The following is a 22,496-nucleotide window of genomic DNA, read 5'->3' on the forward strand; positions in this document are numbered from 1 at the left end:
CAGGCGAAAAAAAACCCCGCGGGGCGGGGCTTTTCGTTGTCCGAGGCCAGGGATTAGTTGGTCTGGATGTTGGAAGCTTGCTTGCCTTTAGGGCCCTGAGTAACTTCGAACTGCACTTTTTGACCTTCTTTCAGGGTCTTGAAGCCGTTCATGTTAATCGCGGAGAAGTGTGCGAACAAATCCTCACCGCCATCATCAGGAGTGATGAAGCCAAAACCTTTGGAGTCATTGAACCACTTAACGGTACCAGTTGCCATTTTAAAAAAACTTTCAATAAAAACGAATCACACGAGCCATAAAAGCAAGAAGCTTCCTGCCCCCTCCTCGACAACTCACTTCTTACCAACATGTACAGATCTGCACAAAGTCGATATCGCATTGTTGGCGGAACAATTTTTAATGTCAAGCGCTTTCACTAGCACATGGTGAGCTTTTTGCAACAGCTTTTTTTCGAGCCCTTGATTTTGACCAAGCTGACCGCCATCTGCGGCAATCGGCGAAAACGCGTAAGATGAGTACTGGTGGAAATGGCCCTCTGAAATGGGCGTTGCAACTAGTCTGAAAGCATTAGAATATAAGCGTATGGCAACCAAGCATGACACCGAAACCGTCCTGGAACGGCAGGCGATAAAGCCGCCACCTATGTACCAGGTGGCGCTGCTGAACGACGACTACACTCCAATGGAGTTTGTGGTCGCCATCATCCAGGAGTATTTCAATAAGGACCGGGAAACGGCCACACAAATTATGCTGAGTGTCCATCGCTACGGCAAAGGCGTGTGCGGCGTTTTCTCTAAAGATATAGCTTCAACCAAAGTGGAGTTCGTTTTAACGCATGCACGCAAGGCGGGGCATCCCCTGCAATGTGTGATGGAGGAAGTATGATTGCGCAGGAATTGGAAGTAAGTTTGCATATGGCGTTTGTCGAAGCGCGGCAGGCGCGACACGAGTTCATCACCGTGGAGCACTTGCTGCTGGCGCTGCTCGACAATCCATCGGCAGCCGAGGTGCTGCGCGCCTGCGCAGTGAATATTGAGGACCTGCGCAAAACGCTGACCAACTTCATCGGCGACAACACGCCGACCGTGCCTGGCACCGGCGAGGTGGACACCCAGCCTACGCTGGGCTTCCAGCGCGTGATCCAGCGCGCGATCATGCACGTGCAGTCGGCTTCCAACGGCAAGAAGGAAGTGACCGGCGCCAATGTGCTGGTGGCCATCTTCGGTGAAAAAGACTCGCACGCTGTTTACTACCTGCACCAGCAGGGCGTCACCCGCCTGGACGTGGTCAACTTCATCTCGCACGGCGTGCGCAAGGACCAGCAGATGGATTCCGGCAAGGCATCCGAGGGCGTGGAAGAAGGCGCCGCGCCGGAAGGCCAGGCCAAGGAATCGCCGCTGGACCAGTTCACCCAGAACCTGAACAAGTCTGCCGCCGAGGGCAAGATCGACCCGCTGATCGGCCGCGAAGACGAAGTGGACCGCGTGATCCAGGTGCTGTGCCGCCGCCGCAAGAATAACCCGCTGCTGGTGGGCGAAGCCGGCGTGGGCAAGACCGCCATTGCGGAAGGCCTGGCTTACCGCATCACCCAGGGCGACGTGCCGGAGGTGCTGTCGAACGCGGTGGTCTACTCGCTGGACATGGGCGCGCTGCTGGCCGGCACCAAGTACCGCGGCGACTTCGAGCAACGCCTGAAGGCCGTGCTCAAGCAGCTGAAGGATAATCCGAATGGCATCCTGTTCATCGACGAGATCCACACCATCATCGGCGCCGGCTCGGCGTCGGGCGGCACGCTGGATGCGTCCAACCTGCTGAAACCGGCCCTGGCCAACGGCCAGCTGAAGTGCATCGGCGCGACCACGTTCACGGAATTCCGCGGCGTGTTCGAGAAAGACCATGCGCTGTCGCGCCGCTTCCAGAAAGTCGACGTCAACGAGCCGACCGTGGAACAGACCGTGCAGATCCTGCGTGGGCTGAAGTCGCGCTTCGAGGAGCACCATGGCGTGAAGTATTCGTCGTCGGCGCTGTCGACCGCAGCCGAATTGGCGGCGCGCTTTATCAATGACCGCCACCTGCCGGACAAGGCCATCGACGTGATCGACGAGGCGGGCGCCGCACAGCGCATCCTGCCGAAGTCGAAGCAGAAGAAGACCATCGGCAAGACCGAGATCGAGGAAATCATTTCCAAGATCGCGCGCATCCCGCCGCAGACCGTCAACCAGGACGACCGCAGCAAGCTGGCTACCATCGACCGCGACCTGCGCAACGTGGTGTTCGGCCAGGACCCTGCAATCGAAGCGCTGGCATCTGCGATCAAGATGTCGCGCGCCGGCCTGGGCAAGCAGGACAAGCCTATCGGTTCCTTCCTGTTCTCCGGCCCGACCGGCGTCGGCAAGACCGAGGTGGCCAAGCAGCTGGCCTTCATCCTGGGCATTGAGCTGATCCGCTTCGACATGTCGGAATACATGGAGCGCCATGCGGTGAGCCGCCTGATCGGCGCGCCTCCTGGCTACGTGGGCTACGACCAGGGCGGCCTGCTGACCGAAGCGATTACCAAGAAGCCGCACGCCGTGCTGCTGCTGGACGAGATCGAGAAGGCGCATCCGGATATCTTCAATATCCTGCTGCAGGTGATGGACCACGGCACGCTGACCGACAACAACGGCCGCAAAGCCGACTTCCGCAACGTGATCATCATCATGACCACCAATGCGGGTGCGGAAAGCCTGCAGAAGCGTTCGATCGGCTTCACCGACAGCAAGGAAGCGGGCGACGAGATGGCGGACATCAAGCGCATGTTCACACCGGAGTTCCGCAACCGCCTGGATGCGACCATCAGCTTCCGCGCGCTGGACGAGGAAATCATCCTGCGCGTGGTGGACAAGTTCCTGATGCAGCTGGAAGAGCAGCTGCACGAGAAGAAGGTGGAAGCCATCTTCAGCGAGAAGCTGCGCAAGTTCTTGGCGAAGAAAGGCTTCGATCCTTTGATGGGCGCGCGCCCGATGTCGCGCCTGATCCAGGACATGATCCGCAAGGCGCTGGCCGACGAACTGCTGTTCGGCCGCCTGGTGTCCGGCGGCCGCGTGATTGTCGACCTGGACGAAGCGGAAGCAATCAAGCTGGAGTTCCCGGAACCGGATGCGGCGCCTACGCCGCCACCGGAGACCGTCGAAGTCGAATAAGCAGTGTGCCGCTTCGAAAAACCCGCTCGCCGAGCGGGTTTTTTTTCCTTCAGAATTCCTGGAGTTGTTTCAATGCCGCCACGCGGCGGCGCGACACCTCTACGCTCATGCCGTCGACGCGCAGCAGGACGGCGCCACCGTCGCCATTCTCGATGCTGCACACGGCGGCCAGGTTGACGATGTGGCGGCGATTGGCGCGGAAGAACTGCTGTGGATCGAGGCGCTGTTCCAGTTGCAGCAGCGAGCGCGCCAGCAACGGCGCGGCGCCGTCGAAGTAAAGGCGGGTGTAATTGCCCTCCGATTCGAACAGGCGGATGTCTTCCAGCCGCACGAACCAGCAGCGTTCACCGTCGCGGATGAACAGTTTTCGCGGAATGGTGCTGGGCGCAGGCGCGAAGCCAAGCCGCGCAGCGGCACGCTCCAAAGCCGCGGCCAGGCGTCGCGGCTCGATGGGCTTCATCAGGTAGTCGAGCGCACTGGCTTCGAAGGCCTGCAAGGCGTACTGGTCGAAGGCGGTGGTGAAGATCACCTCGGGCGGGTCGTCGAGCGCGGCCAGCAGGTCAAAGCCGCTGGCGCCGGGCATTTGCACGTCCAGCAGCAACAAGTCGGGCTGCAACGCAGCCACCTGAAGCGCCGCTTCGGCGGCATTGGCCGCCTCTCCAACCACGGCGACGCCGGCGTGGCAGGCCAGCATGCGCCGCAGTTCGGCGCGAGCCAGGCGCTCGTCGTCAACGAGCAGGACGCGTATCATGCGGCCCGTACCGGCCAAGCTTGCCAGAAGCGGATGCAGGGTGTCCGCCATTGTCATTGGGTGGCACCCATGACTTCCACAGCCACGCCCGCCACATTCAGCGCCAGTGAACCGCCGGCGGTTTGCACGATGCGATCGACATCGGCCAGGTTGACCAGGTGGCGGCTGCTGGCGCGGAAGAATTGCTGGCGGTCGAGCATTTGTTCGAGCTGCTGCAGGGAGCGCGGGATCAGTGGCGCAGCGCCGTCGAAATAGGCGCGCGTATGCTCGCCTTCCGCTTCGAACAGGCGGATGTCGGTCAGGCGCACGAACCAGCAGCGATCCCCCTCGCGGATGAACAGCTTGCGTGGCCTGCTGCCCATGCCGGCGCGGACGGCAGCACGTTCCAGTGCGGCGGCAAGGCGTTGCGGGTGGATCGGCTTGAGCAGGTAGTCGGCCGGGCAGTGGCCATGGCCCGTGGTGAAAATAACTTCCGGCACGTCGTCCAGCGCATCGAGCAGGTCGAAGCCGCTGCCGCCCGGTATCTGCACATTCAGCAGGAGCAGGTCCGGCGCCAAAGCCCTGGCCCGCGCGATGCCATCGGCAACATCGGCGGCCTCGCCGACGATTTCAAATTGCTGCTGGCCTGCCAGCAGGCGGCGCAGCTCCTTGCGGGCCAGCCGCTCATCGTCGATAACCAGCACGCGCATCGTCATGACAAAGGGAAGCTCAGGGTGGCGCGTACCCAGCCATCGCGCTCCACCAGTTCAAGGCTGGCGTTGCCGCCCTTGGCATGCAGCAGCCTTTTGCGGGCGTTGGCCAGACCGACGCGCGTCGAATCGCCTAGCCTTGCCAAGGCGCCGCGGTTGGCCACCTCGATAGCGGCGTGGCCGTTGGCATGGCTGGCACTGATGCGGATTTCCGTGCCGGCGCTGCTTTGCTCGACGCCGTATTTCACCGCGTTCTCAACCAGCGTCTGCACGGCCATCGGCGGAATGGTCACGCTATCCATGCCGTCGGCGATGCAGACGGTGACGTTCAGGCGCTCTTCGAAGCGGATCTTTTCGATGGCCAGGTAGGATTCAACAGCTTCCATCTCTTCTTGCAGCGGCACCGTATCGGCATAGCTGGCAGCCAGCGTATAGCGCATCAGCGTTGCAAGCTGGTCGATCATTTGCGCGGCCGATTGCTGGTTCTCGAAAATCAGGGCGCGCACGCTGTTCAGGCTATTGAAGAAAAAATGCGGGTTCACCTGGGCCTGCAGGGCCTTCAGTTCGGCTTCCTTGGCGAGCACGTCGAGCCGCAGCGCTTCCGATTCGAAGCGGTTGGCGCGCCGCAGGGCCGTGGCAGCCATATATGAGACCTGCCATGCTGTCATGATGCCGGACCAGAACAGCAAGAGCATGGGCAGCCAGCTGCCGCCGTCTGCCGCGCCGACCAGCGAACGGGCAATGATGGTGACGAGCGCCAACTGCACGGGGCCGAGGATGAAGATGGCGACAAGGACCTGCCGCCAGTCCACGCGGCGCGTGTTCCAGTCGCGCAGCTTCATGTAGCGGCGCCACAGGTCCGTCAGCAGCAGGCCGCTGGCGCCGTCCAGGATGCAGGTCAGGACGGCGCCCGGCCGCGCCAGGAACGGCCCGTTGACCAGCATGAGGAAGGCAATCACGGCGCTCCAGCCAAGCCCTTGCAAGATCCAATACCAGTTGAGCCGCGCCAGCAGCGGCATGTCGCTGCCGTCGGTGCGGTTCATTTGGTCGTTTTCCGTCCCGGTGAGTGCTCTTTTCATGGCATGGGAGCATACCGTATCCATCCAACTGGCGCTCCAGCGATATGACGAGCGGTCGAATCGGATGACAAGCGGTTGCTCAGGAGCTGTGCCGGCGGCGCCGGGCGCGCAGGGGGAAGACGAACCACGTGCCGATCAGCAGCAGGAAGGCGGCCAGTCCTCCGGCCGCGCTGCCCATATCGCTGCCGGTGACCATGTAGAGCACCACGGCGATGTCCAGCGCCAGGCCTGCGGCCAATGGCGCGAGGGCGTAGCAGATGGCGCGCGAAGAAATGGTGATCGCATGCATGGAAACCTGGCCTGGTTCGGCGAGGCGATGGTAGGCGGCCGGCAACATGACCAGCGCGATGGCCACCACCACCAGCGCCAGGGCAGCAGCGTGGCAGTCCTGGGCATAGACCGGCAGCTGCTCGAAACGGTCGTTGAAGACGGCAATGGCCTGGAAGCCGAACAGGGCCTGGATACCTGGCAGTATCATGCGCGCCTCTTCGATGATGCGGCCCATCTGCTCTTTCAATGACTCTTGCTCGGTGTGCTCGTCCATGCCGTCGATTCTAGCGAGCAGCCGTTTTGACAGGCGCGCGCCTGTGCTGCCACGACCTGCTGCGCCACCAGCCCGGCGCCGTAGCTGGACATGTGGTCATCATCGAAATACAAGGCCTTGCCATCCTTGACGGCGTAACAGCGCGCAGCGTCACAGAACAGCGTTTCCGGCCGCAGGATGCGCACGCCTGCAGGCAATTCACCCAGCCGCTGCTCCACGAAGGCGCTGCGGCGGCGCCACCAGTCGGTCGTGACCCCATCCACCGTGCGCGGATCGTCGGCCTGGCGTATCAGCTTATCCACCTGGCGCGGGAGTTCGGGCGCCTGCAATACCACGGTGACATGCTTGCCCGCGCTGGCAAAGTGGTTCAATATCGTCTTGTACGAGGCCCAGATGGCGTCGCGCTTGGCATCGCTGAATTCGTCCGGCAGGCGCGGGTAAATGCCTTCATGGTCGCCAAACAGGGCACTGTGGATGCGGTAGCTGACCACGACCTCCTTGATATGCGGATCGGCGGCGATGAAGTCGACGGCCTCGCGCGTCCAGTCGCTGCAGCCGGGATTGGTGTCGGCGCGCTGGTAGGAAGGCGAGCAGCCGCTGAAGCTGAACTGGCGCACACCCTGGTGGCGGCCGTTCAACTGTACCGCCAGCGCGTGCGCCAGTTCGATCGCATGGCTGTCGCCGAACACTGCCCATTCCCCGGCGGGACCGTTGAAGGCGCAGGCGTCTTGCGGCTTGCGGTACTCCAGACCCTTGGTATGGCAGGCAGCGCGCTCCGGGCTTGCAGTGACAGTGCGCAGCACCTCTTCCTGCTGCGGGGTGGTCTTGACGCTGCGCATGCCGTTGGTCTTGTGGCCCGCCATGCCGATGCCGAAGAACAGCAGCGAGCCGGCAATGGCGAAGGCGAATATTTGTTGCCGGCCAAACCTGCTGCGGTTGCGGAACGGCTTTTCGACGAATTGCCAGCTAAGATAGGCCAGCACCAGCGTCAGCACCACCAGCGCGGCCATCAGGGCCGGACTTGGCCCGTCCAGGCTACGGTGGCGTGCGAATGCAAGGATAGGCTGGTGCCACAAGTAGGCGCTGTAGCTGACCAAGCCGACGCCAACCATCAGCCGGCTGCCCAGGATCTTGCCGACCGTGGTCGACGGGACTGCGAACAGGATGATCAGCGCTGCGCCGACCGTGGGCAGGAGCGCGTACACACTGGGGAAGGGCGTGTATTTGCTGAAAGCGAAAATGCCGGTGCCGATCAGGCCGAGGCCGGCAAGGCTGGCAAGTTCGCGCGTGCGTTGCGAATGCCGGCTGGCGCCGGGGCGCGACATGTAATAGGCGCACAGCGCGCCGATGGCCAGCTCCCAAGCGCGTGTGGGCAGCAGGAAGAAGGTGGCGGAAGGGTCCCTGGCCACACCCCATTGCGCCGCACCGAGGCTGGCCAGCGCCGTGCCGACCAGCACCGCCAGCAGCAGGCGCTGGTCGCGGCGCCAGAACAGCATCAGGAACAAGGGGAACAGCAAGTAGAACTGTTCTTCGACCGCCAGGCTCCAGGTGTGGAGCAGGGGCTTGAATTCGGCCGAGCTGTCGAAGTAGTCGCTCTGCTCCCAGAACAGGATATTCGACGCGAAGGCGGTGACGGCCACCAGGCTTTGCGCAAAGCCTTTCAGGTCGTCCGGCACCAGCCAGAGCCAGGCGAACGGCAGGCAGGCAAACAGCAGCAGGAATAGCGCCGGCAGGATGCGGCGCGCCCGTCTTTCATAGAAATTGAGGATGGAGAACTGGCCAGCTTCCAGCTCGTGGATCAGGATCGTCGTGATCAGGTAGCCGCTGATGACGAAAAAGACGTCGACGCCGACGAAGCCGCCGCCAAAGAACTGGAACCCTGCGTGAAACAGGATTACCGGCAGGACGGCAACCGCCCGCAGACCATCGATTTCCCTGCGATATTCCATGTAATGCCCCTGAACTCAACGCAAGAAGATACTACGGGATTGTCATTGATGCAATATGCTGTGGCGTCGACGCCTCGGCTCAGGGTTCCTGCTCTTCGCGCAGGCGGCGCCACAGCGTCGTGCGGCTGATGCCCAGGTAGTCGGCGGCGGCGTCACGGCGGCCGCCGAAGCGGGCCAATACTTCGGTGACGCTGTTCGGCGCGGGGGCGGATGCATGGGGCGCAGGCAGTTGCGTTGCCGCCTGCGGCAAGGAATGCAGTTCGGGCGCGACGCCTGCAACGAAGCTGGGCGTCAGGGCCTGCAGCGGTTCGGCGGCGAGGAACAGGGCGAGGCGTTCGGTCAGGTTGCGCAGTTCGCGTACATTGCCGGGCCATTCATAGCGCAGCAGCAGGGGCGCGCAGGCGGCCAGTTCGGCCGGCAGGTTCGGATGGGCGCGCGCGCCCAGGCTGGCCAGGGCGGTACGCAACGACCATTCGGCCAGCGGCAGGATGTCGGTCGGGCGCTCGCGCAGCGGCGGCAGCGACAGGCGCAGCACGGCCAGGCGGTAGAACAGGTCGGGGCGGAAGCGGCCCTCGCGCACCCTCGCTTCAAGGTCGCAATGGGTGGCGCTGATAATGCGTACATTGACCGGAATCGGCCGCGTGCCGCCGACCCGCACCACTTCGCGTTCTTCCAGCACGCGCAGGAGCCGGGTCTGCAGTGCAAGCGGCATTTCGCCGATTTCGTCGAGGAACAGGGTGCCGCGGTTGGCTGCTTCGAACAGGCCGGCGTGGCCGCCGCGCCGGGCACCGGTAAAGGCGCCTTCCTCATGGCCGAACAGTTCCGACTCCAGCAGCGATTCGGCGATCGCGCCACAGTTCACCGCGACAAAAGGACGGTTGGCGCCGCCCAGCGTGCGCGGGGATTCGCGGTGGATGGCTTGCGCCACCAGTTCCTTGCCGCAGCCGGTTTCACCCTGGATCAGCACAGTGGCAGGCGACTTCGCGTACAGCACGACCGCCTGGCGTACGCGCTCCATCGCCTCGGACTCGCCGCGCAGGTCGGCCAGTCCATGCTTGGCGCGCAAGGTGTCGGCCACCACGTGGCGCCTGCTACGGTTGGATTCCAGCTGCGCCAGGCGCGCCAGTTCAAGTGCGTCGTCGAAGGCCTGGCGGATCGATGCGGCGGAATAGACAAAAACGCCGGTCAGGCCGGCTTCTTCGGCCAGGTCGGTGATCAGGCCGGCGCCGACGATGGCCTTGATGCCGGAGGCCTTCAGGTCATTGATCTGGGCGCGTGCATCTTCCTCGGTTGCATAGGTGCGCTGCTCGATCGGCACGCCGAAGGTGGCGGCGAATTCCGCCAGCGCCGGCATGTCTTCCTGGTAGGTGATCACGCCGATGCGGTCGGAAACCTTGCGGGCGCGCGCCAGGGCCTGCATGAAATCGAAGCCGCTGGCCTTGGCGATCACCACGGGTACCGACAGGCGTCCCTTCAGGTAGGCCGCATTCGAGCCGGCCGCAATGACGGCATCGCAGCGCTCCGTCGCCAGGCGTTCACGGATATGGCGCGCAGCCTCGTCGAAGCCAAGGTTGATCGGTTCGATATCGGCCAGGGCGTCGTATTCCAGCGTGATGTCGCGGAACAGCTCCGACAGGCGCGAGACGGAAACCGTCCAGATCACCGGCTTGTCGGCCGGGTCGAAGGGCAGGGGAGTGGAATGTCGCATGTTTCACCTGAAACGTTTCACGTGTTTCAACCTGAAACATTATACTCTGGCGCCCGCGTTGCAAGTGCTTGATTTTGCTGGGAAGCCACGGCTGGCATGCCACTTGCACTATGGACGGCAAACATTCCTCACACAGAAAGGACATCATGAGCCAATATTCCGCAGGCGGCGCCTTCCGCAAGGCCGTTCAAGAAGAATCCCCGCTGCAGGTGGTGGGCGCGATCAACGCCAACCACGCCCTGCTGGCCAAGCGCGCCGGCTTCAAGGCGATCTACCTGTCGGGCGGCGGCGTGGCTGCGGGCTCCCTCGGCCTGCCGGACCTGGGCATCTCCAACCTGGACGACGTGCTGACCGACGTGCGCCGCATCACCGACGTGTGCGACCTGCCGCTGCTGGTGGACGTGGACACCGGTTTCGGCGCCTCCGCCTTCAACGTGGCGCGCACCGTGAAGTCGATGATCAAGTTCGGCGCCGCCGCCATGCATATCGAAGACCAGGTGGGCGCCAAGCGTTGCGGCCACCGCCCCGGAAAGGAAATCGTCTCCAAGGGCGAAATGATCGACCGCATCAAGGCTGCCGTGGACGCACGTACCGACGAAAACTTCGTGATCATGGCCCGTACCGATGCGCTGGCCGTGGAAGGCCTGGACGCCGCAATCGACCGCGCAGTGGCCTGCGTGGAAGCCGGCGCCGACATGATCTTCCCTGAAGCGATGATTTCGCTGGAAATGTACAAGCAATTCGCCGCAGCGGTAAAAGTCCCGGTGCTGGCGAATATCACCGAATTCGGCTCCACCCCGCTGTTCACCGTGGAAGAACTGAAGTCCGCCGACGTGGGCCTGGTGCTGTACCCGCTGTCCGCCTTCCGCGCCATGAACAAGGCTGCGGAGAATGTGTACACCGCGATCCGCCGCGACGGCACCCAGCAGAACGTGGTCGACACCATGCAGACCCGCGCCGAATTGTACGAGCGCATCAACTATCACGATTTCGAACAGAAGCTGGACGCCCTGTTTGCAGCCGCCAAAAAATAATTCGACGATCCGAGGAGAGACCAAAATGACCGAGCAAGCCCCAACCTTCAAGCCTAAGAAATCCGTCGCCCTGTCCGGCGTCGCAGCCGGCAATACCGCCCTGTGCTCCGTAGGCAAGACCGGCAACGACCTGCACTATCGCGGCTACGACATCCTGGACGTGGCCACCACCTGCGAATTCGAAGAGATCGCCTACCTGCTGGTGCACGGCAAGCTGCCGAACATGGCCGAACTGAAAGGCTACAAATCCAAGCTGAAATCCCTGCGCGGCCTGCCGCAAGGCGTGAAGTCGGCGCTGGAAGCGCTGCCTGCATCGGCTCACCCGATGGACGTGATGCGTACCGGCGTTTCCGTGCTGGGCTGCTGCCTGCCTGAGAAGGACGACCACAATATCGCCGGCGCGCGCGACATCGCCGACCGCCTGATGGCTTCCTTCGGTTCCATGCTGCTGTATTGGTACCACTACAGCCATAACGGCAAGCGCATCGATGTGGAAACCGACGATGAAACCATCGGCGGCCACTTCCTGCACCTGCTGCACGGCGAAAAGCCGTCCGAATCGTGGGTGCGTGCAATGCATACCTCGCTGATCCTGTACGCGGAGCACGAGTTCAATGCCTCCACCTTCACCAGCCGCGTGATCGCCGGCACCGGTTCCGACATCCATTCCGCCATCACCGGCGCGATCGGCGCGCTGCGCGGTCCCAAGCACGGCGGCGCCAACGAAGTGGCGCTGGACATCCAGCAGCGCTACGAAAACGCGGACGAAGCGGAAGCCGACATCCGCAACCGCGTCGCCAACAAGGAAGTGGTGATCGGCTTCGGCCATCCCGTGTACACCGTGTCCGACCCGCGCAACGTGGTGATCAAGGAAGTGGCGCGTTCCCTGTCGCAGGAAGCCGGCTCGATGAAGATGTTCGACATCGCCGAACGCCTGGAGTCGGTGATGTGGGAAGTCAAGAAGATGTTCCCTAACCTGGACTGGTTCTCCGCCGTGTCGTACCACATGATGGGCGTTCCGACCGCCATGTTCACCCCGCTGTTCGTGATTTCGCGCACCTCCGGCTGGTCGGCGCACATCATCGAGCAGCGCATCGACAACAAGATCATTCGTCCAAGCGCCAATTACGTCGGCCCTGAAGACCTGGCCTTCGTACCGATCAAGGATCGCAAGTAATCATGAACTCCCAATACCGTAAGCAACTCCCTGGCACCAAGCTGGATTATTTCGACGCGCGCGAAGCGGTCGATGCGATCAAGCCGGGCGCCTACGCCACGCTGCCGTACACCTCGCGCGTGCTGGCGGAAAACCTGGTGCGCCGCTGCGATCCGGCCACGCTCGCCGCGTCGCTGTCGCAGCTGATCGAACGCAAGCGCGACCTGGACTTCCCATGGTTCCCGGCCCGCGTGGTGTGCCACGACATCCTGGGCCAGACCGCGCTGGTCGACCTGGCCGGCCTGCGCGATGCCATCGCAGAGCAGGGCGGCGATCCTGCCCTGGTCAATCCGGTAGTGCCGACCCAGCTGGTGGTCGACCACTCGCTGGCAGTGGAATGCGGCGGTTTCGATCCGGACGCCTTCAACAAGAACCGCGCCATTGAAGACCGCCGCAACGAAGACCGTTTCGACTTCATCAACTGGACCAAGAAGGCGTTCCAGAACGTCGACGTGATCCCGCCGGGCAACGGCATCCTGCACCAGATCAACCTGGAACGCATGTCGCCGGTCATTCAAGTGAGCGATGGCGTGGCCTATCCGGACACCCTGGTAGGCACCGACTCGCACACTCCGATGGTCGACGCGCTGGGCGTGATCGCCATCGGCGTGGGCGGCCTGGAAGCGGAAACCGTGATGCTGGGCCGCGCCTCCTGGATGCGCCTGCCGGACATCATCGGCGTTGAGCTGAGCGGCAAGCCACAGCCCGGCATTACCGCGACCGACATCGTGCTGGCGCTGACCGAGTTCCTGCGCAAGGAGAAAGTGGTTTCGGCCTATCTGGAGTTCTACGGCGAAGGCGCCGCCGCACTGACCCTGGGCGACCGCGCCACGATCTCGAACATGGCGCCGGAATTCGGCGCCACTGCCGCGATGTTCTCGATCGATGCGCAGACCATCAAATACCTGAAGCTGACCGGCCGCGACGACGACCTGGTGGCGCTGGTTGAAACCTACGCGAGGCACACCGGCCTGTGGTCGGACGACCTGGCCAAGGTGGAATACGAACGCGTGCTGAAGTTCGACCTGTCGACCGTGGTGCGCAATATCGCCGGCCCGTCGAACCCGCACAAGCGCGTCCCAACCTCCGAATTGGCAGCGCGCGGGATATCGGGCGTGGTGGAAAACGAGCCAGGCAAGATGCCTGACGGCGCCGTGATCATCGCTGCCATCACCAGCTGCACCAACACCAACAACCCGCGCAATATGATCGCGGCAGGCCTGCTGGCCCGCAACGCGAACAAGGCCGGGCTGCTGCGCAAGCCGTGGGTCAAGTCTTCGCTGGCGCCAGGCTCGAAAGCCGTGACGCTGTACCTGGAGGAAGCAGGCCTGATGCCTGAGCTGGAAAAGCTGGGCTTCGGCGTCGTGGCGTACGCCTGCACGTCCTGCAACGGCATGTCCGGCGCGCTCGACCCGGTGATCCAGAAGGAAGTGGTGGAGCGCGACCTGTACGCCACCGCAGTCCTGTCTGGCAATCGCAACTTCGACGGCCGCATCCACCCGTACGCCAAGCAGGCCTTCCTGGCATCGCCGCCGCTGGTGGTGGCCTACGCCATCGCCGGCACCATCCGTTTCGACATCGAGAAGGATGTGCTGGGCCACGATGCCGCCGGCAAGCCGGTCACCCTGAAGGACCTGTGGCCGAGCGATGAAGAGATCGACGCGATCGTGGCAAGCAGCGTCAAGCCGGACCACTTCCGCAAGGTCTACATCCCGATGTTCACGCGCAGCGAAGAAGCTGCGGAACGCGCCGAGCCGCTGTACGACTGGCGTCCGCAATCGACCTACATCCGTCGCCCTCCTTACTGGGAAGGCGCGCTGGCAGGCGAACGCACGCTGAAGGGCATGCGCGCGCTGGCCGTGCTGGGCGATAACATCACCACCGACCACCTGTCGCCATCGAACGCGATCATGATGGACTCCGCTGCAGGCGAATACCTGCACAAAATGGGCCTGCCGGAAGAGGACTTCAACTCCTACGCCACCCACCGCGGCGACCACCTGACCGCGCAACGCGCTACTTTCGCCAACCCGACGCTGAAAAACGAAATGGTGCGCAATGCCGACGGCAGCATCAAGGCCGGTTCGCTGGCCCGTGTGGAGCCGGAAGGCAAAGTGACCCGCATGTGGGAAGCCATTGAAACCTATATGGACCGCAAGCAGCCGCTGATCGTGATCGCCGGCGCCGATTACGGCCAGGGCTCTTCGCGCGACTGGGCAGCCAAAGGCGTGCGCCTGGCGGGCGTGGAAGCCATCGTTGCCGAAGGCTTCGAGCGCATCCACCGCACCAACCTGGTGGGCATGGGCGTTCTGCCGCTGGAGTTCAAGGCTGGCGTCAACCGCCTGACCCTGGGCATCGACGGCACCGAAACCTTCGACGTGATCGGCGAACGCGCGCCACGCGCCACGCTGATCCTGGTGATCAACCGCAAGAACGGCGAACGCGTGGAAGTGCCGGTGACCTGCCGCCTCGACTCGTCGGAAGACGTATCGATCTATGAGGCAGGCGGCGTGCTGCAGCGCTTCGCGCAGGACTTCCTCGAAACCGCAAAGGCTGCGTAAATGGCACACAAACCGCAAATCAAGGTAGCTGCCACGTATATGCGTGGCGGCACCAGCAAGGGCGTGTTCTTCCGGCTGCAGGACTTGCCGGAAGCGGCCCAGGTGCCAGGCAAGGCGCGCGACGCCTTGCTCCTGCGCGTGATCGGCAGCCCGGACCCGTACGGCAAGCAGATCGACGGCATGGGCGGCGCGACATCGAGCACCAGCAAGACGGTGATCCTGTCCGCCTCCACCCGCGCCGGCCACGACGTGGATTACCTGTTCGGCCAGGTCAGCATCGACAAGGCCTTTGTCGACTGGAGCGGCAACTGCGGCAACCTGTCGGCGGCAGTGGGCGCGTTTGCCATCAGCGGCGGCCTGGTGGCGCCGGCCCGCGTGCCGCGCGACGGCATGGCCGTGGTGCGCATCTGGCAGGCCAATATCGGCAAAACCATCATCGCGCACATTCCGATGACCAACGGTGAAGTGCAGGAAACCGGCGACTTCGAACTAGATGGCGTGACCTTCCCGGCGGCCGAAGTCCAGCTTGAATTCATGGACCCTGCGGCGGAGGAAGAGGGGGCAGGCGGTTCGATGTTCCCGACCGGCCGCCTGGTCGACGACCTGGAAGTTCCGGGCGTCGGCACGCTGAAGGCGACCATGATCAACGCCGGCATTCCGACCATCTTCATCAACGCGGATGCCATCGGCTACACCGGCACCGAGCTGCAGGAAGCGATCAACGGCGATGCCGCTGCCCTGGCAAAGTTCGAGACGATCCGTGCGCACGGCGCAGTGCGCATGGGCCTGATCAAGGACGTGTCGGAGGCGGCCACCCGCCAGCACACGCCAAAGGTCGCCTTTGTCGCCCCGCCCACCGGCTATGCCGCGTCCAGCGGCAAGCAGGTGCAGGCCGGCGATATCGACCTGCTGGTGCGTGCGCTTTCGATGGGCAAGCTGCACCACGCGATGATGGGTACCGCCGCCGTGGCAATCGGCACGGCGGCGGCGATTCCCGGCACGCTGGTCAACCTGGCCGCCGGCGGCGGTGAACGCGAAGCAGTGCGCTTCGGCCATCCATCCGGCACGCTGCGCGTCGGCGCCCAGGCCAGCCTGGAAAACGGCGAGTGGACCGTGAAGAAGGCCATCATGAGCCGCAGCGCGCGGGTCTTGATGGAAGGTTGGGTACGGGTACCGGCCGAATAAGCCTTGCGCGCCCGGCTGCCGGCCGGGCGCGCATTTTAAAGCTGCAGTGAGAGCGCGTCCAGCATGCGGGATACCGCCGCACCGGCGTTGGACCTTGCTTTGGCGATGGCGTCCCGCAGTTGCGTGGCTTGGCCGCTGATGTCCAGGCCGTAGCAGGCCAGGGCATTGATCGAGTCGAGCGCGGCGATCGTCACCTCATCGTCTCCCTCTTGCATCAGCCGAAGCAACAAATCGAAACTCCGAGTCTGATTCGTGACTTCGCTGAGCGTTTCTGCGCATGAGCGCTGCCAGAGCCGGGGGCGTTCTGCCAGCAGGTCTTGCAACATGATCCACTCTTGGTCGGAAAATGCCTCCAGGAAGGCAATGGCGTCGAGGATACCGACGTCAGCCCAGTAGTCATCGCATTCGCGCACGACCCTCAGCAGGGCATCATAATTTTTCAGCGTGTAGTTCATCCGAACAGACCGAGATCAGACCTTGCACGTCTTCTGCACGCGTGCTGTGGCGAGAGGTCAACTGATCCAGTAATTGCTGCAGCCTTCCTCGCAGGGAAACTGGCAGTTGAACCTCCATATCGTCTAGTTGGCTGGCAGCGATTGCCGCGACATCGAGGCAGGACGATGACATAAGCAGCGTCGTCAAAACGCCAATTCCATCGTTGCTCCTGGACTCGCCAACTGCCTCGGCACAGCGCTCCTGAAGGCATGCGGAAAATGACAGGACCCTGGACTGCAGGTCGCTCCAGTCATCGGAGGTAAATTCATTCAAGGCTTCGCTAGCGATCTCCAGGTTGTATTCAAACCAGGGGGAGCTTTCATTGCCAAGCAGTCTTTCAAATTCACCTGTACTCATCATCCGATATCGTCTTCATCATAGAACTTTCCGGGAGGGCCATATTCCCCGTTCTCTAGTACCGGACACCAGCCAAAGCTTGTGTCGAACATGGCCAGGTCGATGATCTTGTAAATGCCCGGCTGCGCAATTTCCAGGGTCACCATGCCAAACGTGTAATGGGTGTACAGACCGCCAATGCCCGAAATAACCCGCTCGTGAAGCAGCTTCCAATCCCAGCCCTGCACAACACCTGTCGATCCCGGTAATGGATCCAAAAATTCGATCTCGAATTCCTCGGCTACCTTGCAAAGGCAAGGGATGTTTTTTTGCCGGGTCACTTCTTCCGAACTGAGGTTCTTTGGCAAATCAATTTGCAGGTACAAACTCACTACTTCTCCTGGAGCTCATTAGCAGTGCATCGTATCTGCTTAGCGCTGGCCCTCATCTTCCGAAATCGTCTTCTTCGTCATCATCAGAGAATTTTCCTGGGGGAGCGTAGTCTCCGTTTTCCAGGATCGGGCACCAACCAAAGATTCTGTTAAAGAACGCCAAATCGACGATCCTGTAAACGTCCGGCTGTACCTGGTCGAGGGTCACGAGACCAAATGCATAGTGCGTATAAAGCCCTCCCGCGCCGGCGACAGCACGTTCATCGAGCAATCGCCTGTCCCAGCCCTGAACCACGCCGGTCGCCTCTGGCAGCGGGTCCATGAATTCGATCTCGAATTCCTTGGCTACTTTACATAGGCACGGGATATTCTTTTGCCGGATCAGGTCAGCGGTGACCAGGTTCTTGGGCAGAGAAATGTTTAACTGCAGACTCACTTATTTACTCCTCGGTACTATGACTTCCCGCGTATAGTTTTTCTCAAATGTGCTAACCGGGCTGAAATACTGCTTGCCGTGAGGGTCCCGGATCGCAACAACCGGTACGCCGTTCCTCGTCGTCACGCCATCGACAACAATGAAGTGACGGAAGCTGGAACCGCCCGTTCTATCTTCAATGACAGCAACGACAGGTGTTCCATCCTTAGTATAACGTGCCAGGTCATTCACGTTGCGCCCAGTCCTGTAATTGGCGCGAACGCCTTCGGACTTGAACAGGGCAACGACGTCCTGCGGATAAATGCCATCCTTGCCGGGTGGGATGCGTTCAATCAGCGCGCCAATCTCAACGGGTTTTCCCATCGTGTCCAGGACCATGCCGCAGGAATTATGGCCGCAGGTCGGTACCCGCCCCTGGTTGACCACCAAGCGGTCCCCATCGCGCGGCATCGCATCGTCCTTCAGCGGGTTGCGGGCCGGGTTGGTATTGACAGTCGGTTCGCCTGCAGGACTCTTTGGAGACCAGAGCTTGCCGCCTTTGGCACCCAACAAGCCACCCAGCAAACCGCCGCCCAACATCGACCACTTCTGTCCATCGGACCCTTCGCCAAAGACTTTTCCACCCACCCAACTGCCGCCCATGCCACCAAGTATGCCGCCGGCAAGGCCGCCAATCGCTACGAGGGGCGCCGCCAAGACAAATGCAGCGCCTGCCCCCACGACGAACATGGTCACATGTACCCAGGTGGGCACCAGGTCTTCGGCGTGAATTTCGTCGGTCTGCACAGTCTCGCCGCCGATGTTCACGTTGGGAGAACCCTTGGTGATGGTGGCGCTGCAGGTCGTCTTGTCGTCGACACGCGCGGCAGGCCAGCTGTTGATGAACACCTTATTGCTGCCGGTCGCCACCTTTTCAGTGTCCGTATGCTTGTCGCATTTTGCCGTGTCGAGATGGGCACGTATGGCGCGCAGGCTGTTGGTGAAGACATTGGGCGAGCCAGTCGTGGTTATATTTCCCACTTCTTCCTTGGGAGCCCAACTCATGGTGCTCAATACTTCGCCGATGCCGCCGCCGGCGGCGGCAGCGCCGCCAATGATGGCAGCGGCAGCCAGGCCGCCAGTGCCGACGACAGCAACCGCCGTCACGGCGATGGCCGCGGCGGCAATCACGCCGGCCAACAGCCAGCTCATGGTCGGGCTATGGCCGATCGGGTCATTCAGCCTTGCAGCAGCCTGCGCCATGGCTAGCCTGCCTGCCGCTCAAGGAAGCTGCGCACCGCATCGAGGTGCGGAAGGCCCGGGATGTCCATCGGGGGATCGTAGATAGCCGCCAGGTGCAGGTTGTCGAGCAGGGTGGCCGCATCAGGATCGGAATGGGCGGCGAGCTGGTACATGCCTGTGTTGCGCAGCCCCGGATCGTAGGAATTGGGCGCCGTGAAATGCGGCTGCAGACGGTTGCCGGCAGCGTCGAAAAACGCCCAGGTTTCCAGCTCCACTTCGCGCGGATCGGTCCTGCGGCAGGCCTCGCCCTGGTTTGCGAAGACGTGCAGGCTGCGCCGGCGGGCGGAAAGCGCGAAGGTATAGGGCTGCGTGGCCACGACGACCTTGCGTTTTGGAGCTGCCGCGGCCACGCTCAAGGGATTGCGCAGCGTCATGCTGGCGAGGAGGCCGTCGAACGCTGCGTTCCATTCGTCGCTGAAGGCATTCAGGCAGGTGGCGGCGACCATCATGGCTTGCCGCGTGCCGGGCGCTGGCCCTTCGACCAGCACGATGGCCTGGCGCTGGTGCATGAAGTTGCCGTCCTTGCGCCAGCTATAGGCCAGCTCGATCGCCGGCGAGCCGCCGACTTGGCATTCCTTCAGGCCCCGCAGCTGGAAGCGGGGCAGGGCGCGGCCCAGTTCCTTTTGCAGGCGGTCGCCGAAGTCGGCCAGGCTCTCTTCCCGCTGAACGTCGGCTTGGGTGATCACTACGCTGAATTCACTGGGCCCGTCGTCGCGCACGACGAACATGTGCATGGACTTGTCCTTGAGCGGTGCCGGAAGCTCGAAGGTGGCGCTGTTGGTGTGATATTGCATGGTTGTCGGCTCCTACTTGTTCAGGTCGATACGGTCGCTACCGACGATGTCGACATACTTGCCCTGGATCGTGATGGTGCCGTCGGCGCGCAGTTCGATCTTGCTGGCGCCGACCTGCAGCGTGATGTCGGTGTTGGCCGTCAGGTGAATGTGCTGGGTGTCGGATTTAATGTCGACAAATTTGCTGGCGCCCACTTCCACGTGCTCGGTTTCGGCTTTCAGCTGGATGTGCTTTTTCGCCGTGGCGGCAATGTGTTCGGTCTCCGCCTTGAGTTCCACGAATTTCTTTGCCGTGGCGCCGATATGCTCCGTTTGCGCCACTACTTCGACATGTTTTTTCGCGGTCAGGGCGATATGTTCGGTCTCCGCCGTCAGCGCGATATGCTGCTTGGCCCGCTGGTCGATATAGGATGTCTCGGAAACGATTTCGATCTGCTGCTTGACCGTGTTGCGCTGGTAGCCTTGGCTCACCGTGTTGGTCTGGTGCGGGCCATTGACGGTCGTCGCGTGCGCATTCTGCACGGTCGTGACCATGTCCTTCTGCGCGTGGATGTTGATCAGCTCCGAGCCCTTGGAGTCGTGGATCACCATTTCGCTGTAGCCGCCACCGCCCGGCGTGGAGCGGCTCTTGAAGCCCATCATATGGGCGCCGCCGGGCAGTGCGTAAGGCGCCGGCTGGTCGGCGTTGAACAGGCGGCCGGTACAAACCGGGCGGTCCGGATCGCCTTCCAGGTAGTCGATCAGTACTTCCTGCCCGATGCGCGGGATGGAAACCGTGCCCCAGCCCTTGCCGGCCCACGGCTGCGAGACGCGGATCCAGCAGGAACTGGCTTCGTCGCGGCGGCCGTAGCGGTCCCAGTGGAACTGCACCTTGATGCGGCCATACTGGTCGGTGTGGATTTCCTGCCCCTTCGGGCCGACCACGGTGGCGGTCTGCGGGCCGGGCATGCGCGGCGAACGATGCTCGCGCACCGGGCGATAGGGGATCTTGCGGCGGATCGCCGTGAAGCTGTTGCGATAAACGTCGCTCTGGTCGCTGCCGAAGAAATTGTTGCGGCAGTTGATTTGCACGCAGATGACCAGGAAATCGTTGTCCTTTTCGTCGGTGACGTCGAACCAGTGGTGGCCGTGCAGCTTGAAGGTGTGGCCCGGCGCCAGGCCGCGGCAATCGGATTCGCCTGCAAACAGCTTGGCCTGCCATTCCATGGCTTCCATGCGCAGCTGCGCCTCGCGCTCGCCGCTGTCGCGGTCCTTGTAGGAGAAGGCCGGGTTGCCGTCGTAGACCTCGAGCGTCGGCACGTCACCCTGTCGCGCGGCGGTCGGCAGTTCCACATATTGCACCGTGTTGGGCGACTTGAAGTCGAAGGTATTGAGGGCGACCTTGGTCGGTTGCAGCACACGCCGTGCGGTGAAGGCAGTGACGGCATCGCGGTCGTGCCAGCGGTTGCCGCCATTGAATTCGATGTCGGCATGTGCGAACTGCGGCGGGCAGAACGAGCTGTCACGCGAGTCGTCGCTGATCACCATGACGTGGCCTTCTTCGCTGTGCTCGAAGTAGTAGAACAGGCCATACTTCTCCATCAGGCGGCTGGCGAAGTGTTCGTCGGTTTCGTCGTACTGGACGATGTAGTTTTCCGGCAGGTAGGTCCGTGCGGTGCGGAATTCATAGGCCGCCAGGCTGCCGTAGTCGGAGCTGAAGATCTGCGTCAGCACATCGACCACGCTGGCGTCCTGGAAGATCCGCGAGTTGGTGCGGCGCTGCAGGAAGGCCAGCCAGGGCACGATTTCGGCGTGGTAGAAGGCGAACCCGCCATCCGATCGGGTGAATCCGAATACGTTGACATAGCCGTTGATGAAATGCTCGCTGCCGTCGGCCAGGCGCACGCCGACGCTGACGTTCTTGCCCAGCAGGTCTTGCAGGTCGATGCTGGAGCTCTTGGAGAGCAGGCCTAGCGTGTAGCGGTAAGGCGACGACAGCCTGGCTTCGCCGGTGACCGTTTCGACCAGCAGGGCCTTGTCGCCCTCCAGCGGCGAGTAAAAGCGCAGCAGGCGGCTGCCTTCGTGGAATGCGGCAAAGGGGCCGCTGCCAACTGCCTCCTGTAATGCCGCCAGGTGCGGCTTCATGACGGCCGGCGCATATTGAGGGGCCGGAGACATGAAGTCCTTGATGGCCAGGCCGGCCAGCGGGTGTTCTTCGATTTGCAGCGCCCTGGCAACTGCCGGCGTGGCGACGGGCGCGGCTTGTTCGGCAGCGTACGTCCCCGCGGCACCAGGCTCGGGGGCCCGGCCTTCAGCAGCGTGGAGCCGGACGGCCTGGGATCCGGCAGTCAGCGCCTCCCCGGCAACCGCCGCCTCTTCCGGCGCGAGCATGCCGCCGAGGCTTTGCACGGCCAGGGCGGTCGCGCCTTGCGTCAGCGCGCTCGCCGGCGCTGCAGCAGGCGCGTCGCCGCTTGCGTTCGTGCCAAATCCGGCGCCAAGTCCGCCGATCGCGGTTTGCGCCAGTTGCGCAGCAGCGGGTGGGATTTTGTCTTGCGCCGCCATCTCAACTGCAGTGGGCACGATGTTGTCGGCCAGCTTGCCGACCAGCGACGATGCGCCAGGCGCTTCGCCCAAGGGCGACGACGCCAATGCTGTCTTGCCATCCAATGGTCCAAACGACATTCAGGCAACTCCTATCAATTATCAAGTTGCGACAAGCGCGTATCTAACGTACTTATCAAATAAGCAAACTTGCGGACGATACCAAATTGCGCCGAATTACTTCGCACGGTTGAAACTGGATGGTGGATTACTGCGTGGCGGCAAAAAGACATGTTTTTGTTGTAACAATGTCAGCAAGCCCGGCCTTTTCTTTGACTAGCCAG

The 22,496-nt window shown here is 62.5% G+C and carries 20 protein-coding genes; 6 read left to right on the forward strand and 14 right to left on the reverse strand.

Going from position 1 to position 22,496, the window contains the following annotated elements; genetic code table 11:
* Window positions 1-53: 53 nt before the first annotated feature.
* Complete coding sequence (gene cspE, locus ACN9M3_RS10690; RefSeq protein ID WP_130314874.1) at window positions 54-257, reverse strand: transcription antiterminator/RNA stability regulator CspE; 204 nt, start codon at window positions 255-257, stop codon at window positions 54-56.
* 325 nt (window positions 258-582) lie between these two features.
* Between cspE and clpS the strand changes: the two genes are divergently transcribed.
* A complete protein-coding gene (gene clpS / locus ACN9M3_RS10695) occupies window positions 583-885 on the forward strand; it encodes an ATP-dependent Clp protease adapter ClpS (protein ID WP_055937573.1) in 303 nt (100 codons plus the stop codon).
* Complete coding sequence (gene clpA, locus ACN9M3_RS10700; protein ID WP_426170608.1) at window positions 882-3,182, forward strand: ATP-dependent Clp protease ATP-binding subunit ClpA; 2,301 nt, start codon at window positions 882-884, stop codon at window positions 3,180-3,182. The genes clpS and clpA overlap by 4 nt, the downstream gene beginning before the upstream one ends.
* Before the next feature lie 49 nt (window positions 3,183-3,231).
* Here clpA and ACN9M3_RS10705 read toward each other — a convergent pair whose 3' ends face one another.
* From ACN9M3_RS10705 to prpR, 6 genes are all read right to left on the reverse strand, one after another.
* Entirely contained in the window at window positions 3,232-3,990 is a 759-nt protein-coding gene (locus ACN9M3_RS10705; protein WP_426322364.1) for a LytR/AlgR family response regulator transcription factor, read from the reverse strand.
* Window positions 3,987-4,628 (reverse strand): LytR/AlgR family response regulator transcription factor, encoded by a 642-nt coding sequence (locus ACN9M3_RS10710; RefSeq protein WP_426322366.1) that lies wholly within the window; start codon window positions 4,626-4,628, stop codon window positions 3,987-3,989. The genes ACN9M3_RS10705 and ACN9M3_RS10710 overlap by 4 nt, the downstream gene beginning before the upstream one ends.
* Window positions 4,625-5,665: a sensor histidine kinase gene (locus ACN9M3_RS10715; RefSeq protein ID WP_426322368.1), complete on the reverse strand. Its 1,041-nt coding sequence runs from the start codon at window positions 5,663-5,665 to the stop codon at window positions 4,625-4,627. Before ACN9M3_RS10715 ends, ACN9M3_RS10710 begins: the two co-directional genes overlap by 4 nt.
* Window positions 5,666-5,780: 115 nt before the next feature.
* Window positions 5,781-6,245, reverse strand: a complete 465-nt coding sequence (locus tag ACN9M3_RS10720; protein ID WP_426170616.1) for a DUF6328 family protein — start codon at window positions 6,243-6,245, stop codon at window positions 5,781-5,783.
* The gene (locus ACN9M3_RS10725) at window positions 6,215-8,194 is read right to left on the reverse strand and encodes an acyltransferase family protein (protein WP_426322371.1); all 1,980 of its coding nucleotides are present in this window, start codon (window positions 8,192-8,194) and stop codon (window positions 6,215-6,217) included. The genes ACN9M3_RS10720 and ACN9M3_RS10725 overlap by 31 nt, the downstream gene beginning before the upstream one ends.
* Window positions 8,195-8,273: 79 nt before the next feature.
* Window positions 8,274-9,902, reverse strand: a complete 1,629-nt coding sequence (prpR, locus tag ACN9M3_RS10730) for a propionate catabolism operon regulatory protein PrpR (RefSeq protein WP_426322373.1) — start codon at window positions 9,900-9,902, stop codon at window positions 8,274-8,276.
* Window positions 9,903-10,048: 146 nt separating this feature from the next.
* Here prpR and prpB point away from each other — a divergent pair, with 146 nt between their 5' ends.
* Genes prpB through prpF form a run of 4 tightly spaced genes read left to right on the forward strand, consistent with a single transcriptional unit; the run spans window position 10,049 to window position 15,898 of the window.
* Window positions 10,049-10,936 (forward strand): methylisocitrate lyase, encoded by an 888-nt coding sequence (prpB, locus tag ACN9M3_RS10735; RefSeq protein WP_426322375.1) that lies wholly within the window; start codon window positions 10,049-10,051, stop codon window positions 10,934-10,936.
* A 25-nt stretch (window positions 10,937-10,961) separates the two neighbouring features.
* Window positions 10,962-12,113, forward strand: a complete 1,152-nt coding sequence (gene prpC, locus ACN9M3_RS10740) for a bifunctional 2-methylcitrate synthase/citrate synthase (RefSeq protein ID WP_426170623.1) — start codon at window positions 10,962-10,964, stop codon at window positions 12,111-12,113.
* Window positions 12,114-12,115: 2 nt separating this feature from the next.
* Window positions 12,116-14,713, forward strand: a complete 2,598-nt coding sequence (gene acnD / locus ACN9M3_RS10745; RefSeq protein WP_426322377.1) for a Fe/S-dependent 2-methylisocitrate dehydratase AcnD — start codon at window positions 12,116-12,118, stop codon at window positions 14,711-14,713.
* The gene (prpF, locus tag ACN9M3_RS10750) at window positions 14,714-15,898 is read left to right on the forward strand and encodes a 2-methylaconitate cis-trans isomerase PrpF (protein ID WP_426322379.1); all 1,185 of its coding nucleotides are present in this window, start codon (window positions 14,714-14,716) and stop codon (window positions 15,896-15,898) included.
* Window positions 15,899-15,933: 35 nt separating this feature from the next.
* Here the strand turns inward: prpF and ACN9M3_RS10755 are convergent, their stop codons facing one another.
* Genes ACN9M3_RS10755 through tssI form a run of 7 tightly spaced genes read right to left on the reverse strand, consistent with a single transcriptional unit; the run spans window position 15,934 to window position 22,293 of the window.
* Window positions 15,934-16,353 carry a hypothetical protein gene (locus ACN9M3_RS10755; RefSeq protein WP_426322381.1) on the reverse strand — a complete coding sequence of 140 codons (420 nt, stop codon included), beginning with the start codon at window positions 16,351-16,353 and terminating at the stop codon, window positions 15,934-15,936.
* The gene (locus ACN9M3_RS10760; protein ID WP_426322383.1) at window positions 16,328-16,753 is read right to left on the reverse strand and encodes a hypothetical protein; all 426 of its coding nucleotides are present in this window, start codon (window positions 16,751-16,753) and stop codon (window positions 16,328-16,330) included. Before ACN9M3_RS10760 ends, ACN9M3_RS10755 begins: the two co-directional genes overlap by 26 nt.
* On the reverse strand, window positions 16,750-17,121 hold the full coding sequence (locus ACN9M3_RS10765; RefSeq protein WP_426170630.1) for a hypothetical protein: 372 nt from the start codon (window positions 17,119-17,121) through the stop codon (window positions 16,750-16,752). The genes ACN9M3_RS10760 and ACN9M3_RS10765 overlap by 4 nt, the downstream gene beginning before the upstream one ends.
* A gap of 52 nt (window positions 17,122-17,173) precedes the next feature.
* Window positions 17,174-17,557, reverse strand: coding sequence for a hypothetical protein (locus ACN9M3_RS10770; protein WP_426322385.1), 384 nt, complete (start codon window positions 17,555-17,557; stop codon window positions 17,174-17,176).
* Window positions 17,558-18,799: a PAAR domain-containing protein gene (locus ACN9M3_RS10775; RefSeq protein WP_426170633.1), complete on the reverse strand. Its 1,242-nt coding sequence runs from the start codon at window positions 18,797-18,799 to the stop codon at window positions 17,558-17,560.
* A 2-nt stretch (window positions 18,800-18,801) separates the two neighbouring features.
* Window positions 18,802-19,632: a DcrB-related protein gene (locus ACN9M3_RS10780; protein WP_426170635.1), complete on the reverse strand. Its 831-nt coding sequence runs from the start codon at window positions 19,630-19,632 to the stop codon at window positions 18,802-18,804.
* Window positions 19,633-19,644: 12 nt separating this feature from the next.
* Entirely contained in the window at window positions 19,645-22,293 is a 2,649-nt protein-coding gene (tssI, locus tag ACN9M3_RS10785) for a type VI secretion system tip protein TssI/VgrG (RefSeq protein ID WP_426322388.1), read from the reverse strand.
* Window positions 22,294-22,496 lie beyond the last annotated feature (203 nt).

It is taken from the genome of Pseudoduganella sp. R-43 (assembly GCF_049913255.1).
Taxonomy (GTDB): domain Bacteria; phylum Pseudomonadota; class Gammaproteobacteria; order Burkholderiales; family Burkholderiaceae_D; genus Rugamonas.

What these genes read in the sequence shown, in the direction of transcription:
- cspE (WP_130314874.1), bottom strand. Translation starts at nt 257, where the DNA reads ATGGCAACTGGTACCGTTAAGTGGTTCAATGACTCCAAAGGTTTTGGC.
- clpS (WP_055937573.1), top strand. Translation starts at nt 583, where the DNA reads ATGGCAACCAAGCATGACACCGAAACCGTCCTGGAACGGCAGGCGATA.
- clpA (WP_426170608.1), top strand. Translation starts at nt 882, where the DNA reads ATGATTGCGCAGGAATTGGAAGTAAGTTTGCATATGGCGTTTGTCGAA.
- ACN9M3_RS10705 (WP_426322364.1), bottom strand. Translation starts at nt 3,990, where the DNA reads ATGACAATGGCGGACACCCTGCATCCGCTTCTGGCAAGCTTGGCCGGT.
- ACN9M3_RS10710 (WP_426322366.1), bottom strand. Translation starts at nt 4,628, where the DNA reads ATGACGATGCGCGTGCTGGTTATCGACGATGAGCGGCTGGCCCGCAAG.
- ACN9M3_RS10715 (WP_426322368.1), bottom strand. Translation starts at nt 5,665, where the DNA reads ATGAACCGCACCGACGGCAGCGACATGCCGCTGCTGGCGCGGCTCAAC.
- ACN9M3_RS10720 (WP_426170616.1), bottom strand. Translation starts at nt 6,245, where the DNA reads ATGGACGAGCACACCGAGCAAGAGTCATTGAAAGAGCAGATGGGCCGC.
- ACN9M3_RS10725 (WP_426322371.1), bottom strand. Translation starts at nt 8,194, where the DNA reads ATGGAATATCGCAGGGAAATCGATGGTCTGCGGGCGGTTGCCGTCCTG.
- prpR (WP_426322373.1), bottom strand. Translation starts at nt 9,902, where the DNA reads ATGCGACATTCCACTCCCCTGCCCTTCGACCCGGCCGACAAGCCGGTG.
- prpB (WP_426322375.1), top strand. Translation starts at nt 10,049, where the DNA reads ATGAGCCAATATTCCGCAGGCGGCGCCTTCCGCAAGGCCGTTCAAGAA.
- prpC (WP_426170623.1), top strand. Translation starts at nt 10,962, where the DNA reads ATGACCGAGCAAGCCCCAACCTTCAAGCCTAAGAAATCCGTCGCCCTG.
- acnD (WP_426322377.1), top strand. Translation starts at nt 12,116, where the DNA reads ATGAACTCCCAATACCGTAAGCAACTCCCTGGCACCAAGCTGGATTAT.
- prpF (WP_426322379.1), top strand. Translation starts at nt 14,714, where the DNA reads ATGGCACACAAACCGCAAATCAAGGTAGCTGCCACGTATATGCGTGGC.
- ACN9M3_RS10755 (WP_426322381.1), bottom strand. Translation starts at nt 16,353, where the DNA reads ATGAACTACACGCTGAAAAATTATGATGCCCTGCTGAGGGTCGTGCGC.
- ACN9M3_RS10760 (WP_426322383.1), bottom strand. Translation starts at nt 16,753, where the DNA reads ATGATGAGTACAGGTGAATTTGAAAGACTGCTTGGCAATGAAAGCTCC.
- ACN9M3_RS10775 (WP_426170633.1), bottom strand. Translation starts at nt 18,799, where the DNA reads ATGGCGCAGGCTGCTGCAAGGCTGAATGACCCGATCGGCCATAGCCCG.
- ACN9M3_RS10780 (WP_426170635.1), bottom strand. Translation starts at nt 19,632, where the DNA reads ATGCAATATCACACCAACAGCGCCACCTTCGAGCTTCCGGCACCGCTC.
- tssI (WP_426322388.1), bottom strand. Translation starts at nt 22,293, where the DNA reads ATGTCGTTTGGACCATTGGATGGCAAGACAGCATTGGCGTCGTCGCCC.